At 63.8% G+C, this 14746-nt stretch carries 14 protein-coding genes; 5 read left to right on the top strand and 9 right to left on the bottom strand.

Features of this window, described 5'->3' with window-relative positions; all coding sequences use genetic code 11:
• Positions 1 to 8: 8 nt before the first annotated feature.
• Entirely contained in the window at positions 9 to 1235 is a 1227-nt protein-coding gene (locus BKX98_RS15040; RefSeq protein ID WP_073707856.1) for an MFS transporter, read from the bottom strand.
• Positions 1236 to 1380: 145 nt separating this feature from the next.
• Here BKX98_RS15040 and BKX98_RS15035 point away from each other — a divergent pair, with 145 nt between their 5' ends.
• On the top strand, positions 1381 to 2322 hold the full coding sequence (locus tag BKX98_RS15035; protein ID WP_038993717.1) for an endonuclease/exonuclease/phosphatase family protein: 942 nt from the start codon (positions 1381 to 1383) through the stop codon (positions 2320 to 2322).
• Here the strand turns inward: BKX98_RS15035 and BKX98_RS15030 are convergent.
• Positions 2319 to 2993, bottom strand: coding sequence for an alpha-ketoglutarate-dependent dioxygenase AlkB (locus tag BKX98_RS15030; RefSeq protein WP_073707855.1), 675 nt, complete (start codon positions 2991 to 2993; stop codon positions 2319 to 2321). The two genes, BKX98_RS15035 and BKX98_RS15030, sit on opposite strands and share 4 nt — an antisense overlap.
• A 290-nt stretch (positions 2994 to 3283) precedes the next feature.
• Here BKX98_RS15030 and cobA point away from each other — a divergent pair, with 290 nt between their 5' ends.
• From cobA to BKX98_RS15010, 4 genes are all read left to right on the top strand, one after another.
• Positions 3284 to 4270, top strand: a complete 987-nt coding sequence (cobA, locus tag BKX98_RS15025) for a uroporphyrinogen-III C-methyltransferase (RefSeq protein WP_143181151.1) — start codon at positions 3284 to 3286, stop codon at positions 4268 to 4270.
• Complete coding sequence (locus BKX98_RS15020; protein ID WP_073707854.1) at positions 4270 to 5370, top strand: uroporphyrinogen-III synthase; 1101 nt, start codon at positions 4270 to 4272, stop codon at positions 5368 to 5370. The genes cobA and BKX98_RS15020 overlap by 1 nt, the downstream gene beginning before the upstream one ends.
• A gap of 46 nt (positions 5371 to 5416) precedes the next feature.
• Complete coding sequence (locus BKX98_RS15015) at positions 5417 to 6325, top strand: carbohydrate kinase (RefSeq protein WP_073707853.1); 909 nt, start codon at positions 5417 to 5419, stop codon at positions 6323 to 6325.
• A gap of 204 nt (positions 6326 to 6529) precedes the next feature.
• Positions 6530 to 7303: an IclR family transcriptional regulator gene (locus BKX98_RS15010; RefSeq protein WP_073707852.1), complete on the top strand. Its 774-nt coding sequence runs from the start codon at positions 6530 to 6532 to the stop codon at positions 7301 to 7303.
• A 7-nt stretch (positions 7304 to 7310) separates the two neighbouring features.
• On the opposite strand, the gene BKX98_RS15005 is transcribed toward BKX98_RS15010, so the two are convergent.
• The 7 genes from BKX98_RS15005 to BKX98_RS14975 form a co-directional block, all read right to left on the bottom strand.
• The gene (locus BKX98_RS15005) at positions 7311 to 8321 is read right to left on the bottom strand and encodes a sugar phosphate isomerase/epimerase (RefSeq protein WP_143181150.1); all 1011 of its coding nucleotides are present in this window, start codon (positions 8319 to 8321) and stop codon (positions 7311 to 7313) included.
• 13 nt (positions 8322 to 8334) lie between these two features.
• Entirely contained in the window at positions 8335 to 9441 is a 1107-nt protein-coding gene (locus tag BKX98_RS15000; RefSeq protein ID WP_073707850.1) for a Gfo/Idh/MocA family protein, read from the bottom strand.
• Between the two features lie 18 nt (positions 9442 to 9459).
• A complete protein-coding gene (locus BKX98_RS14995; RefSeq protein WP_073707849.1) occupies positions 9460 to 10299 on the bottom strand; it encodes a carbohydrate ABC transporter permease in 840 nt (279 codons plus the stop codon).
• On the bottom strand, positions 10292 to 11284 hold the full coding sequence (locus BKX98_RS14990; RefSeq protein ID WP_083586960.1) for a carbohydrate ABC transporter permease: 993 nt from the start codon (positions 11282 to 11284) through the stop codon (positions 10292 to 10294). The genes BKX98_RS14995 and BKX98_RS14990 overlap by 8 nt, the downstream gene beginning before the upstream one ends.
• Before the next feature lie 96 nt (positions 11285 to 11380).
• The gene (locus BKX98_RS14985) at positions 11381 to 12733 is read right to left on the bottom strand and encodes a sugar ABC transporter substrate-binding protein (RefSeq protein WP_073707848.1); all 1353 of its coding nucleotides are present in this window, start codon (positions 12731 to 12733) and stop codon (positions 11381 to 11383) included.
• Between the two features lie 44 nt (positions 12734 to 12777).
• Positions 12778 to 13890, bottom strand: a complete 1113-nt coding sequence (locus tag BKX98_RS14980) for a Gfo/Idh/MocA family protein (protein WP_073707873.1) — start codon at positions 13888 to 13890, stop codon at positions 12778 to 12780.
• A gap of 5 nt (positions 13891 to 13895) precedes the next feature.
• Positions 13896 to 14636 carry a sugar phosphate isomerase/epimerase gene (locus tag BKX98_RS14975; protein ID WP_073707847.1) on the bottom strand — a complete coding sequence of 247 codons (741 nt, stop codon included), beginning with the start codon at positions 14634 to 14636 and terminating at the stop codon, positions 13896 to 13898.
• Between the last annotated feature and the right edge of the window lie 110 nt (positions 14637 to 14746).

Genomic DNA, 14746 nt, shown 5'->3' with positions numbered 1-14746 from the left:
CAAAGCAGCTAGTGGGTGCGTGCCTGCTCGCGGGCTTCCAAGGCTTCGCGGCCCACGAGCAGGCCCACCTTCTTGGCGCGGATCTGGGTGATCCACGCAATCAGCAAGCCCAATGCAGCGAGGCCGGCGCCGACCACCGACGGGGCGCGGAAGCCAAAGCCGGCAGCGATCACCGCGGCACCCAGCGCGGCGCCCAGCGCGTTGGCGACGTTCAGCGCCGAGTGGTTCAGCGAGGCGGCCAGCGACTGCGCATGCGGGGCCGAATCCATCAGCAGGGTCTGCAAGGCAGGGATCAGCAGGGAACCCACCGCGCCCATCACGAAGACCATGATCATCATCGGCACCACCCAGCTGGTCACGGCAGCGAAAATCAGCATGGTCGCGATCATGAAGACCGATGACAGCTTGATCGCGCCGAAGATCGACCAGTCGGCCAGCCTGCCACCGGCCAGCGAGCCGACAACCATGCCCACGCCATAGAGCGCCAAGGCCAGCGGTACCAGCTCGATCGGCAGGCCGGCCTCTTCGGTCAGCGTCGGCGAAATGTACGAGTACACCGCGAAGAAGCCACCGAACCCGACGATTCCGGTGAGCATCGCCAACCAGACCTGGGCGCTGCGCAAGGCGGTCAGCTCGCGGCGGATACTTGCCCCGGCATCGGTCTTGCGCCATGGCACGAACACGCTGATCAGCACGGCGGTCAACACGCCAATCACGGTGACGACCAGGAACATCGAACGCCAGCCGTATTCCTGGCCCAGGCGGGTCACCAGCGGGACACCGGCAACATTGGCCACCGAGAGCCCGAGCATCACCCAGGCGATGGCGCGTCCGCGCATTGTGGCAGGAACCAGGCTGCCGGCGAGCACACCAGCCAACCCGAAGTAGGCCCCGTGCGGCAGGCCCGCGAGGAAACGGGTCGCCAGCATGGTGTTGTAGTCAGGGGCGAAGAACGAGGAGAGATTGGCGAGCGTGAAGAAGAGCATCAGCAGCTGCACCGCACGCTTGCGCGGAATCTTGGCGGCCAGCGCGGTGAGCACCGGGGCGCCCACCACCACGCCAATTGCGTAGGCGCTGATCATCAGGCCCATCTGCGCATAGCTCACCTCAAGATCGGCAGCGCCTTCTTGGAGCAGGCCCATCATGGCGAACTCCGTAACGCCGATGCCGACGCCGCCCATGGCCAAGGCGAGGATTGCCAGCAGCAGTTTTCCGCCAGATAAGTAGGCAGTCATTCAAGTTCTCAATTCGTGGCAGGGTCTTGGGACGCGGCTCCCTCGGCGCTCTTACCCATCGTAGTGACTGCATCGGGCGAGACCGGCAATCCCCAAGCCGAAAATTACGATTCCCACAGTATTTTGTGCCACTCTATTAAGTCCTATGGCTCATTCATCGCATCAACGCCTGTCTGCCTCGCGAATTATCGCGAGGTTCTTCTTTGCCCTGCTCTGCCTCGCGCTGGCCGGGCTGATGGTGTTCCACCAGCAGATCCCCGATGTCATGGGCCTTGGATTGATCGTCGACAATCTGGCCCCGTGGATGGGACTCGGTATTCCAGTGCTCCTGCTGATGGCCTTGGTTGTGCGCGGGCGCATCAGCTTCATCGCGCTGCTCGTGCCCATGGTCGTCTGGGCGGTCCTCTTCGGACCGGCGTTCCTGCCCTCGGATCAGCGCGTCCCGGAAGCTTCGCTGCAGGTCGGCACGCAAAATGTCCACGAGTCCGCCGGTGTGCAAGCCGCCCGCGAGCTGGCCGCGCACGGAGCGCAGGTCATCACCCTGCAGGAAATCGGCGAGGGCCAAGAACCTGAGATCACCGCCGAGCTGGCCGAAACCCACCCCTACCGCTACATGGTCAGCACCGTCGGGGTGTGGAGCGCCTATCCGCTGAAAAACCCGGAACCCCTGGACCTGGGCCTGGGCTGGGACCGCGCGTTGCGGGTTGACGTGGCCAGCGGCAGCGGGGATGTGCGGTTATATGCGGTGCATGCGGCGTCGGCCAGGCCCACAGGGCACCACGAGCGGGACATGATGCTCAGTTCGCTGGCCGGCTACTTGGCCGAAGACGATTCTTCGAAGATCGTAGCGGCCGGCGATTTCAACGCCACCAGTTCCGACCGCCACTTCGCACCGGTCGCCAACCAGCTGGAGGAAGCCCACTACAGCGACTGGGGACTGGCCCTGACCTGGCCGCGGACGCTGTTCCCGATGCTCGGCATAGACCATGTGATGCTGCGCGGAGTCGAATCAGCCAGCTTGGAGCGGCTGGAGATCGCCGATTCCGACCACTACGCGCTAGCGGCCACCATCGATCTGGGAAACTAGACCGCTTCCAGCCCGGTCTGGCGCAGCGTGATGTTGATCCGCCCGCCGCCAAGGCCGAGGCCTGCCGGCGCGGTCCCGGCGTGGATCTTCGTCACCCCGTGATAGGCGAAGCGTGACGGTCCGTCGAAGACAAACAGGTCTCCCGAGGCCAGCCGGATCTCTTGCCATGGCCGGTTGCGGTTCTCCGTATTGCCCAAGCGGAACGTGGCCGAATCGCCAATGGACAATGAAACCACCGGTGCGTTGATCCGCTCTTCGGCGTCCTGGTGCATGCCCATCACCGCGTGCGCATCGTAGTAGTTCACGATGGCGGCATCAGGCTGGTATTCCTGCGCGCGCTGCGGATCCCCGGTAGCCTCGGCTACCGCCTGCTTGCCCAAGCGGACCAGCCACTCTTCCATGGGCGCCACGGTTTGGCCACCCAGGTCGCCAGCGGTCCTTGAATAGCTGCCCGGGCTCCAATGCCAGCCCAGGCACAGGCTTTGCACGCTCATCGGATGCCCGTTGATGCGTGTACGGTGCGGCGGAACCGGCCCGCTGCCCCACTCGAAGAAACGCCGCACGATCCACTGCTGCGCAGCCGCGTCCAGCCATCCCGGCAAGTGCCAGGCGCCTGGGCGCACCGCTCCCCCGGTGCGCGGCAATGCACTGTCATCGAAAAGCGACTCCATGCTTCCAGCGTGCCCGTTGCGGGCAGGGCTCGGCAAGTCTCCTGCGTATTCGCTCACTGAACTTTGCAGGATAAGCCGGCACGGTGCCTTGCAACAATATTGACGATAGTGACTTTGTGTTTCGTCTTGCCCCCGCAAAGATTTCGAAAAGGTTAACCTTTATTCGATTTATTGCGCTTGAAACAATTGCGATACCTCTGGGAAAACCTGGGCACCTAAGCTGAGTGCATCCACTAGTTCAAGGAGAACCCCATGTCACCCCGAGCAACTCAAGCAGAATCAAGGACACCATGATTGGCATCGACCTCGAACTGCGCGGATGCACGGTACTGATCGCTGGAAGTAGATCCGGGAGCAAGAATACCGCGAAACGCTTCGAAGCAGAGGGCGCCACGGTGCTCGCCGCCGAGGAGCCCTTCGAGGCAATACAGCTGCTGGAACAGGCAGGAATGCTGGTGATCTGCGATGCCGACCCGCTGCGCTTCACCTCCCTGGTGCAAGCAGCGTGCATCCCAGTGATCCGCCTGCGCCCCACACCCGAATCCGGAGCCATCACGCTGCTCGGCGGCGGGCCAGGAGCACTGGATCTGCTGACCCTGCGCGGGGTCCGGGCGCTCGCCGAAGCCGAGATTGTCTTCGCCGACCGGCTCGGCCCCGCAGCGCACCTGCCGGAGCTCGCGCCCCAAGCTGACATCATCGACGTCGGCAAACGCCCCGGGCACCACAAGCTCACCCAGCGCGACATCGAAGCCAAGATGATCGATGCCGCCCGCGGCGGATCACGAGTCGTGAGGCTCAAGGGCGGAGATCCCTTCGTCTTCGGCCGCGGCTTCGAGGAAGTCGCCGCCGCGACCGCAGCCGGCATCCCGGTCAGCGTCATCCCCGGGCTGAGCTCCTGCATCACCGTTCCGGCAGCGGCCGGCATCCCGGTGACCGCCCGCGGCGTGAACACCATGTTCACGGTCGTCTCGGCCCACGACCCGCTCAGCGATGCGCAGCTGGAGCACCTGTCCAAGCTAGGCGGCAGCATCGTGATCCTCATGGGCATGGGCACCGTCGAGCAGACCGCCGCTGGCTTGCGCCGGGTCGGCATGGACCCGCGCATGCCCTGCGCCATCATCGAATCCGGCACCACCGACATCCAGCGCACCAGCTGCACCCGGCTGGCCGAACTGGCCGACACCGCCCGCGGCCATGCAAACCCTGCGGTCATCGTCATCGGCGAGGTTGCCGGGCTGCCGGCCAGCCTGCTGGCACAGCAATTGGAGGTGGCCTGATGGGCACCCCCAAGCCCCTGGCCGGCTTCCGGCTGGCAGTGACCAGCGACCGGCGTTCGGCCGAACTCATCGAGGCCTTCGAGCGCCGCGGCGCAGAAGTCACCCATACCCCGCTGCTGCAGCTGGCACCGCTGGACGATGAGCAGCAGCTGATCGCGCAAACCCGCAAGCTGATCGAGCTGCGTCCGCAGGCAGTGGTCGTCACCACCGCCTACGGCTTGCGCCGCTGGGTCGAAACCTCCGAAGCCGCCGGCGTCGGCGACGAGCTGCTGGCCGTGCTCGGCCAGGCGCAGCTCTACGTCCGCGGCGCCAAGGCCCACGGCGCCGTCAAGGCACTGGGCCTGGAACCGGCGGCCGTCGCCGCGGACGGGCGCAGCGCCTCCATGCTCCAGCTGCTTGAAGGCAAGCTCGACGGGGCCACCGTCGCCTTGCAGCTGCATGCCGATTCCGATCACGGCCTGCCGCAAAGCCTGCGCGAGCTCGGCGCTCGCCGGGTGCTGGCGGTGGAGCCCTACCGCTGGCAGGACACCAGCAGCGACAGCGGGATCTCCGCCCTGGTCGAAGGGCTGTGCACTGCCCGCTTCGACGCGGTGACCTTCACCAGCGCGCCGAGCGTGCACGCGCTGTTCGCTGCCGCCAAGGCCCGCAACCGCCTGCCCGCGCTGCTGCGCTCCCTGGCCGATCGCGTCGTGGTGGCCACCGTTGGACCGGTGACCGCAGCCCCGCTGATCGATGCTGGCATCAGCCCGCTCGTGCCCGAGCGCTATCGCATGGGTGCCATGATCGGGCAGCTCGTGGAGCATCTGGATTCGCTGGGCACCTTGCAGGCGCAGACAATCCACGGCCAGGTGCAGCTGCGCGGTCGCACCCTGACGGTCCACGACGAGGACTGCGAACTGACTCCCGGGCAAGCCGAGCTGGTGCGGGCGCTGATCGAGGCTGGCGGCAGCGTGCTCTCCCGCGAGGAGCTGGGGGCGGCCCTGCCCGAAGCCAGTTCCAAGCATGCACTGGACATGACCCTGAGCCGCCTGCGCAAGGCGCTGCCGCAGCCGGAAATCATCGCCACGGTCATCAAACGCGGGTACCGGCTGAATGTTTGATCGCCCGAATGGGCTTTTTCCCGTCGGGTTACGTAGGATCGGAGTCATGGTTACTATTCAGGTTGCCGGTGAAGCTCTGGTCGACATTGTCGATGGCGTGGCGCATCCCGGCGGTTCTCCGATGAATGTTGCTGTTGGACTGGGCCGGCTGGGCCACGACGTCCTGCTCCAAACGGACATTGGCGATGACGAGCATGGCCGGCTGATCGCCGAGCATGTGGCGGCCTCTGGCGTTCAGCTCGCAGCCGGATCGCACACCGATGCGCAGACATCCAGCGCCACCGTGGTGCTCGACGAGTCCGGAGACGCCAACTACGAGTTCCAACTCAACTGCACCTTGCAGAGCATGGCATCAACCCAGGCCGCATTGTTCCACTCAGGCTCCGTGGCAGCGTTCCAGGGCCCCAGCGCCGCCCGGATCCATGAGGCATTCGAGGCGTCGCCTGCGGGCCAGATCCTGAGCTTCGATCCGAATCTGCGACCGGAACTGGTTGAGGACCGGGCGGAATCGGTCAAGCAGATCGAGAAGCTGGCCGGACTGGCCGATATCGTCAAGCTCAGCGACGAGGACGCCCTCTGGCTCTACCCGGGCTGGGATACCGACCGCATCCTGGCACACTTCCTGGATCGCGGGGCATCCCTGGCGGTCATCACCTTCGGTGCCCGCGGCGCGGAGGCCCGGACCAAGCACACCGAAGTCATGGTCCCCTCGATCTCGGTGCGCACCGAAGATACGGTTGGCGCGGGCGATGCGTTCATGGCCGGGCTGCTGCACGCCATCTTGGACAGCTCGCTGGCCCAGTCGCTGCGCGATGGCACGGAATTGGACAGCGTGGAGCTGGAGAAGATCATGCAGATCGCTTCGGTGTGCGCGGGAATCACCGTTTCGCGTGCCGGCGCCAACCCGCCAACGCTAGACGAGCTCAACCAGTTCCTCAGCACCACGACGCGCTAGCACCTTCCGGTTCTGGCAAATCACCGCTGGGATCTGCACCTGGAAAAGGCGCTGATCCCAGCGGCTTTTTATTTCATTCGTTGTGGATGAAGGTGTTTCGCTGGCGCATTCTCCCAGAGCGACTTGAATGCAGGGCGAAAACTGCAGATCAGGTTGCTAGAGTTCCCTAGCAGAGCATTGTGCCCAATTCACCGAGGAGGCCCCATGGGGAGCAAGGTTCCAGCCGCCGACAATACCTTGCGGATCCTCAGGCTGCTGGCCAGCCGGAAGACCCCTACCCCGGCGGCGATGATCGCCACACTGCTGGAGCTTCCCCGCTCCAGCGTCTACCAGCTGCTGAACGTAATGCTGGAACACGGATTCATCAGCCACTATCCAGAGGACAAGTCCTACGGTTTGGGGGTGTCCGCGTTCGAGCTGTCCAGCGCCTACACCCGCCAGGAGCCGCTGGCCCGGCTGGGTGCTCCGCTGATTGCCCAGCTGGTCGACAAGGTCGGCGAAAGCGCGCACCTGGCAGTGCTGCACGGTTCGGATGTGCTCTACATCGTCGAGGAACGCGCCAAGGGCCGCCCATCGCTGGTCACCGATGTGGGTGTCCGCCTGCCGTCGCATCTGACCGCCTCAGGCAGGGCCATTCTCGCAGCGCTGCCCAAATCGCAGGTGCGTGCGCTCTACCCCAGCGCCGCCACCTTCTCTGAGCGCGTGGCCGAATCATCAATCTCCAGCTACTCGCAATTGCGCCGCGAACTGGAGCAGAGCACGCAGCGCGGCTACGCAGTGGAGCGCGGGGATGTCACCCCGGATTTCCACTCGCTGGCGGTGGCAATCCGGGACTCCAATGATTGGCCGGTGGCTGCTGTGGCCGTCACCTTCCTGGCTGACCGGGTCCCCGAAGAGCAGCGGGAGGCCCTGCTCGTGCAGATCCGCGCCACCGCGGCGGCGATCACCTCGCGGGTGCAGGGCAAGCGTCCTGCCTAGTCCTGTGCTACTGGTTTGAGAATGCCGCGTCGAAGGACGATTCGGGGCGCTGGTACAGCAGGTTGCGGATGTAGACCACGGCCTGGCCCGCTCCATGCAAGCGGTCCATGCCCGCATCTTCCCACTCGATGGAGATTGGGCCGGTGTACCCATGGAAATCCAGGGCGCGGAACGCATCGTCCCAGTTGATGTCTCCATGGCCGGTGGAGACGAAATCCCAACGCCGGCGGGGATCGCCCCACGGCAGATGGGAGCCCAGGATGCCGTTGCGCCCGTTGGGCCGATGCATCCGGGTGTCCTTGCAATCCACATGGTAGATGCGATCGGCGAAGTCGGTGATGAATGCGACCGGATCGATGCCCTGCCAGAACATGTGGCTCGGGTCCCAGTTCAGCCCGAACGCCTCGCGTCGGCCGATGGCTTCCAACGTGCGCACGGTGGTCCAGTGGTCGTAGGCGATCTCGGACGGGTGCACCTCCAGCGCGAATTTCACGCCCTGCTCATCGAATTCGTCCATGATCGGATGCCAGCGCTTGGCGAAGTCCTCGTAGCCTGCGTCGATGACTTCGCCCGGAACCGGCGGGAACATCGCGACGTACTGCCAGATTTTCGAGCCGGTGAAGCCGACCACCACGTCGGCACCGAGTTTGCGTGCGACGCGTGCCGAGCGCTTCATGTCCTCGGCTGCCCGTTGGCGCACGCCTTCCCCCTCGCCGTCGCCCCAGACATAGTCGCGCAGGATTCCCCGGTGGCGGAAGTCTATGGGGTCATCGCAGACGGCCTGGCCGGCCAGGTGATTGGAGATCGCCCAGGCTTTCAGCCCGTACCTGTCCAGGATCTCCAGCCGTGATTGGAGGTAGGCCGGGTCCTCGTCGGCCCGCTTGAGATCCAGGTGGTCGCCGCTGGCCGCGATTTCCAAACCGTCATAGCCCCATTCGGCGGCGAGCCGGGCAACATCCTCGAAGGGCATATCGGCCCACTGCCCGGTGAAGAGCGTAACTGGATGCGCAGTGTTCATGGTTGGTTCTCCTCTAGTCATTGGTGGCGATCCATTCGCCGGTTGCCGCTGATTCCAGCACGGCTTCAGTCAGCCGGCAGGCTCGGGCGCCATCGGCAAAGGTCGGCAGCCCTTCGGGCGCTTCGCCGCGGATCGCTGCATAGGTGTCGGCCACGAACGCGGCGAAAGCGTCGAGGTAGCCCATCGGATGCCCGGCTGGCACCACCGACAAGCGTGCCGCATCGGGGCTCAGGCCGTCCGCCTGGCGCGAGAGCGTCGAGGACATGCCGGTGCCGCCGATCCACAGTTCGTCCGGCTTCTCCTGCTGGAATTCCACCGCCGACCGGTCTCCGGACAGCTCGATGGCCAGGGCGTTCTTCCGGCCGGCGTTGACCTGCGAAACCAGCAGCGTGCCGATGGCACCCGATGCCATCTGCACGACCAGGGCGGCGGCATCTTCGGTAGCGACTTCCACAGTGCCTCGCCGCTGGTGGGCCACCGAGGTGGCAGCGTTCAGCCGGACGATCCGCTCCCCGGCAATGAATTCCAGCAAATCCACCAGATGCGAACCGATATCCGCAAAGGCCCGAGAAGGACCGCCGGAGGCTGGGTCGACCCGCCAGCTCTTGTGGCTGGCAGCATGCATCCAATCCTGCAGGTACTGGCCCCGCACGGTCAGCAGCCTTCCCAGCTTGCCTTCGCGCACATGGGCGCGGGCCTGGCGCACCATCGGGTGGTAGCGGTAGACGAACGGCACCGACGCCACGGCGTCGGAACGGGAAGCCAGCAAGGCCAGCTGGCCGGCGTCCCGGGCGCTGGTGGCCAGCGGCTTCTCGCAGACCACGGACAGTCCAGCTGCCAGTGCGGCGGCTGCCTGTCCGGCGTGCAGGGCATTGGGCGAGGTGACATGGACGGCGTCGCACTGCTCGAGCAGCTCTTCCACGCTGCCGAACCCGGGAACGTCCAGGACCGCCGCTGCCCGTGCGGTGGACTGCTCGCCGTTGGACCGCACCCCGATGAGCTGGGCTCCTGCCCTGCGGATCGCGTCGGCGTGGGTCCGGGCCATGAACCCGCCGCCGATGACGCCGACTTTCAGTTCCTGCATGGCCGGTGCGGCCTGTTGGCTGATCAATTGAGGCATGTATTTCCTTGTCTGTTCTTACTTGACCGCGCCGGAAGACAGGCCCGCGACCAGGTGCCGTTGCGCAAAGAGGAATCCGGCAAGCACCGGGATCGAAACAACCACCGAAGCGGCCATCATCTGGTTCCAGTACACATCGGTCTGCGATGCGTAGGCTTGCAAACCGATGGACAGCGTCCTGGTGTCCTTGTTGGTGAGCACGCTTGCAAAGAGCACTTCGCTCCAGGAAGTGATGAAGCAGTACACCGACACCGCGATGATGCCGGGGCGCGCCACGGGGAGAACCACCTTGACCAGTGCACCGAGCCGGCCCAGTCCGTCAACCATGGCGGCTTCTTCCAATTCCTTGGGCATGGAGGCAAAGAACCCGGTGAGCATCCAGATGGAGAATGGCAGGGAGAACGTCATATAGGTGACGATCAGCCCCAGGTAGCTTCCGTTGAGCTGCAATCCCACGGCACGCTCAAGTTGGGTGAAGATCAGGAACAGCGGCAGAAGGAATAGGATTCCGGGGAACATCTGGGTGGAGAGCACGATCAGCCGGAAGGACCGCGCGCCACGGAAGTCGAAGCGCGAGAGCGCATAGGCGGCCAGGATAGCGATGGACACCGAGAGGATGGTCGCACTGATGGTGACGATCATCGAGTTGGCGAAGTACTTGCCCAGCGGGACCGTGGTCCAGATATCCAGGTACGGGGCCAGGGTGAATTCCGACGGGATCCATTCGAAAGCGCCGCGGACATCCTTGAGCGGCTTGATGGAGGTCGTGATCACCACGTAGAGCGGCAAGACGATAATCAGGGTGATGAAGGCCAATCCGAATACTCGCAGGATGCGGAAGCCGCGGGTCTCAATCATCGATGCTCTTTTCCTTCGGCATGACAAGTCGGATGTAGAACGCTGAGACGATCAGCAGCGCGATCAGCAGAACGACGCTCAAGGCGCCGCCCACCCCGAAGTTCCAGTTGTTGAAGGACTGCTGGTAGATCAACGGGGAAATCAGGGTTGCTTCTTCCGGCGACACCGGACCGAAAAGCAGGTAAGGGATATCGAACTGGTTGAAGACCCACAGTCCGAGCATCAGCAACAGCACCACGTTGGCGTGCTTGATCATCGGCAAGGTGATGCTGGTGAACTGCTTCCACAGGCTGGCCCCATCCAGGGATGCCGCCTCATAGACTTCGTTCGGGATGGATTGCACGGCGGCAAGCAGCATCAGGAAGGCGAAAGGCCAGAATTGCCAGACGGCGACAACCACCATCACGAAAAAGGAATTCCCGCCCAGCAGCCAGAACGGACCTTCGTCCAGGATCCCGAGGTCTTCGACGAGGAAGCGGTTGACCATGCCATCACGCTGGTTGAACATGAACGCCCAAGCGATAGTGGTGACATAGCTTGGCAGTGCGTAAGGCACGAGGAAGAGGGTGCGGAAGAATCCGTTGGCGCGGAATTTGGAGGCCAGCAGCACCGCTGCGAAAATGCCCAGGCTCCAGGCGATCGCCACGACCAGGACGGTGAAGAGGAAGGTCCGGCCCAGCGCATCGAAGAATTGCGAACCGATGGGACCGTTGGGGTCCAGCGCGGTGATGAAGTTCTGCAAGCCCACAAATGGGGCCTTGACCCAGTTGGCGATGGAGAACTGGGTTAGCGAGAGGAAAGCAATCCATACGCCGAGCAGCATCGGAACGATATGGATCAGCAGTTCCAGGAATGCCGCAGGAGCTGAGAGCGCATAGGGGAAGAACCGGTCGCGCTTGATTGAACTGCGCTTGATTGCCTTTGACGCGTCGCGGGGCTTGAGCGGTTCGCTGGTTTCAGGCGGTGCCTGGGTGATCGTCGGCATTTGGCCTCCTTTCATGTAAACGAATGCGAGTGTTGCAGCTGGCCGCGAGGGGCACGAAAAAGTCCGATCCCGCAGCCAGCGCAACGTGTCGGCCCGCTAGCTGGCTGGCATCTGCTGCTGCGCGTCTTCCAACGCCTTGCGGACATCCGCCTCGGTGATTTCCTCGCCCTGGGCGATGCGGGCGAACTGCTTGGCGATGGCCTCGCCGACAAGCGATTCCATCTGGCCCTCGGTGGGGAACAGCGGCATCGGGGCCGCGTTATTGGCCAGGATTTCCTTCTTGGCCTGCTGCTCATCAGTGCCGAAGGCCGGGTCGTCAAAGGCTTCCGTGACCGATGGCAGGGAGGTGTACTTGGCATTCAGCGTCTTCTGCTCATCGACGCTGAGCAAGTGGTTCACGAATTCGAGAGCGGCGTCCTTGTTATCCGAGTTCTCAAAGACGCTGACATTAATGCCTGCAACCAGCGACTGGGTGGCTTCCGGCCCGGTTGCCCCGGAATCCTTCAGCGGGATGGGCGCCATGGCATAGTCCTCGAAGCCAGCGGCCTTGAACGACTTCCCGGGGGCCTGGTCGAAGAACATGGCGGCGTTGCCGTCCATGATTTCCCCTGGGAGCACCGAACCGTCATTGATCTCGGCGTTGGACTTGGAGACCACGCCGTTCTCGCCCATCAGCTGGATCCAGTCGTTGACGCCACTGACGATGCCATCATTGGTGAAGTCCGGCTTGCCGTCTTTCGTATACAGCTCGCCCCCGTTCTGCATGCCCAGGATGAATGCAGCGTGGGCATTGTTGGCGGTACGTTGTCCGGCCAAGGCGAAGCCGTACTGGTCGATCTTGCCGTCGTCGTCGGTATCCTTGGTCAGCTTCTTGGCGGTGGCCAGGAATTCATCCCAGGTCTTCGGCGCCTGCTTAATGCCGGCCTCCTCGAACATCTTGGTGTTGTAGTACAAGCCGTAGGCCATGGAGTACAACGGCAACGAGGTGGGGGCCTGCCCCTCGGCGCCACCGGTAGCCAGGGCCGCGGGCACGAACTTTTCTGCGCCTCCCACGGCTTCAAGCGCCTCGCCTTCAAAGGGGACGAAGGCACCGCTGGCCTGCAAGGTGGTAGCCCAGGTGTTCCCGATGTTCAGCACATCAGGGCCTTCGCCGCTGGAGACGGCGGTGAGGGTGCGGTTGTACAGGTCTGCCCAGGGGACGACCTCCAGCTCGACCTCGATGCCGGTTTCCTCGGTGAACCGCTTGATGGATTCACCCAGGATCTCTTCATCCTGGGTGACGGAGCTTCCCTGGTTCGAAGCCCAGTAGGTGATGGTTCCGCCGGCTTCCGCCGACCCGGAGCCGGAAGCCGCGCCGGAGCAGCCGGCCAGGCCGCTGAGCGAGAGCGCAGCGATGGAGGTGATCGCGACGATGCGCCCTAGATTATTCGTGAAATGGGGTGAAGGCATGGTGGTTCCTTTTCAGATGCGGGTGGTGTTGCGAAGGGCAGGATTCAGGCAAGGATGCTGGGGGCCGAAGGGTCCCAGGCCGGGTCCAGCAACTCGATGGGCTCGACGGTCGAGGCCACCTCGACGAATGCTCCCGACTCGATGGCTTCTGCGACACTGACCATGATGTCCAGGACATGGAACGCCAATTCGCCTGGCACGCGTTCCTTGCGGCCCTCGCGGATGGCTTGGGCCAGTTCGGCAACGCCCGTGCCGCGCCCGTATCGGGATCCTTGGGCTACGACAACACTCGGTTCCTGGTCCGCCAAATGGAGGATGGTGTCCCCGGTGAATTCGTTGGGATCCGGAAGCTGCGCGGTGCCTTCTGTTCCCGAGATCTCCACGAATCCTGCACGCTTCAGCTTTGAGTCGAAGCTGAAGATGCACTGGGCACTGGCCCCGGATTCAAAGGAGAGCAACGCTGAGACGTGGGTTGGAACTTGGACCGGGAAACTGGTTCCAGCCTTCGGACCGGCACCGATGACGCGTTGCGCCCTGGCCTGGGAACCCAAGGCGGCGACCTTGGCGACCGGGCCGAAAACCCGCACCAGGGTGGTCAGGTAGTAGGGGCCGAGATCGAAGAGCGGTCCAGCGCCGTGGGCGAAGAGGAATTCGGGGCTGTGGTGCCAGGATTCTGGTCCCGGGCCTTGGAAGATAGCCAGTCCCGTGAGCGGGGTGCCGATGGCGCCGCTTTCGATCTGCCGCAGGCCGCTCTGGACGCCCGCACCCAAGATGGTGTCTGGAGCCACGGCAACCCGGACGCCTGCCGCCTTGGCTGCTGAAGCCAGCTGCCGCCCGGATTCGCGGTCCAGCGCGTAGGGCTTCTCGCCCCATACGTGCTTGCCGGCGGCTACCGCCTGCAACGCCACCTCGACATGGACCGCCGGGATGGTCAGGTTCACGACGATCTGGATGTCGTCGCGGGCCAGCAATTCCGCATAGGTTCCCGAGGCTTCAACAGACCATTTGCGCGCTTGGCTTGCTGCGCGTTGGGTATCGAGGTCGGCGATGAATCGTACCGCGAGATCCGGGAATGCGGTGAGATTCTCCAGATACTGGTCGCTGATCGTGCCGGCGCCGACAATGCCCACGCCCATAGGCTGGTTCTGGGATTCCATCTGCACTAGTTCCTTTCGGTTACCAGGTAGTCTCGGCTTTGGGTCACGGCCTGGAAGATATCACCGGCGAAGTCATCGAGTTCCACCACATGCAGCAGGCCGCTGGTGGCACCGATGATCTGGTCGATCGGCATGGAGCCACTCCCGACTGCGACCTGTTCCTTGTGATTCTTCGACTTCGGCCCGTCCTTGATATGCAGGGCCACGACGCGGGGAGCGAGTGATTCAAGCAGCTGGAGCACATCGGCGCCGCCCACGGCAGCCCAGTAGGTGTCCACTTCCAGCGCGACGTCCGGGTCCAGCAGGCTGGCGAGGTATTCCAGTGCTGTTGCGCCATTGATCTTGCTGGAGATTTCCCAGTCGTGGTTGTGGTACCCGACCTTGATGCCGTATTCGCCACCCAGCCTGGCGGCTGCGTTGAGCTTGTCCGCGATGGCGCGAATGGATTTGGCATCCTGCCACTGCTCGGCCGGGATGAACGGATCGATAACGGTGGTGATGCCGAGTTTTCCTGCGGCCACGAAGACCTCGTCGTAGTCCGAAGAGAGCAATGGCGCGTGGGCAGTGGGTGCGCTGAGCTGATTCTCGGCCAGCGCCTGGGCATACTCGTCGGAGCGAGCCACGAAGTTGTAGGGCTCAACCTGCGTGTAGCCGATGCCGGCTACCCGTTGAAGGGTCGCTTTAAGGTCATCTGCGATGTGCTCGCGCAGCGTGTACAGCTGGATTGATAGGTCGTGGGCAGGCAAAGGCGTCTCCTGGATGAAGTGGTGGGTGCGATCCGGATGATCATGACGTGCGTCACACACTGAGACTAGTTTTACTTATGTCGATAGTCAATAGAAGTATGTCGACATTC

Source organism: Glutamicibacter sp. 0426 (genome assembly GCF_001906485.1).
In the GTDB taxonomy this organism is placed as follows: Bacteria; Actinomycetota; Actinomycetes; order Actinomycetales; family Micrococcaceae; genus Glutamicibacter; species Glutamicibacter nicotianae.
The sequence above is the reverse complement of the archived record's forward strand: the minus strand, read 5'-3'. Positions and strand labels throughout refer to the sequence as shown.

Bases quoted from the DNA above. Each gene is read 5' to 3' on its own strand.
- BKX98_RS14985 (WP_073707848.1), bottom strand. From the start codon at position 12,733: ATGCCTTCACCCCATTTCACGAATAATCTAGGGCGCATCGTCGCGATC.
- BKX98_RS15035 (WP_038993717.1), top strand. From the start codon at position 1,381: ATGGCTCATTCATCGCATCAACGCCTGTCTGCCTCGCGAATTATCGCG.
- BKX98_RS15005 (WP_143181150.1), bottom strand. From the start codon at position 8,321: ATGAACACTGCGCATCCAGTTACGCTCTTCACCGGGCAGTGGGCCGAT.
- BKX98_RS14990 (WP_083586960.1), bottom strand. From the start codon at position 11,284: ATGCCGACGATCACCCAGGCACCGCCTGAAACCAGCGAACCGCTCAAG.
- BKX98_RS15040 (WP_073707856.1), bottom strand. From the start codon at position 1,235: ATGACTGCCTACTTATCTGGCGGAAAACTGCTGCTGGCAATCCTCGCC.
- BKX98_RS15020 (WP_073707854.1), top strand. From the start codon at position 4,270: ATGGGCACCCCCAAGCCCCTGGCCGGCTTCCGGCTGGCAGTGACCAGC.
- BKX98_RS15030 (WP_073707855.1), bottom strand. From the start codon at position 2,993: ATGGAGTCGCTTTTCGATGACAGTGCATTGCCGCGCACCGGGGGAGCG.
- BKX98_RS15015 (WP_073707853.1), top strand. From the start codon at position 5,417: ATGGTTACTATTCAGGTTGCCGGTGAAGCTCTGGTCGACATTGTCGAT.
- cobA (WP_143181151.1), top strand. From the start codon at position 3,284: ATGATTGGCATCGACCTCGAACTGCGCGGATGCACGGTACTGATCGCT.
- BKX98_RS14980 (WP_073707873.1), bottom strand. From the start codon at position 13,890: ATGGAATCCCAGAACCAGCCTATGGGCGTGGGCATTGTCGGCGCCGGC.
- BKX98_RS15010 (WP_073707852.1), top strand. From the start codon at position 6,530: ATGGGGAGCAAGGTTCCAGCCGCCGACAATACCTTGCGGATCCTCAGG.
- BKX98_RS15000 (WP_073707850.1), bottom strand. From the start codon at position 9,441: ATGCCTCAATTGATCAGCCAACAGGCCGCACCGGCCATGCAGGAACTG.
- BKX98_RS14995 (WP_073707849.1), bottom strand. From the start codon at position 10,299: ATGATTGAGACCCGCGGCTTCCGCATCCTGCGAGTATTCGGATTGGCC.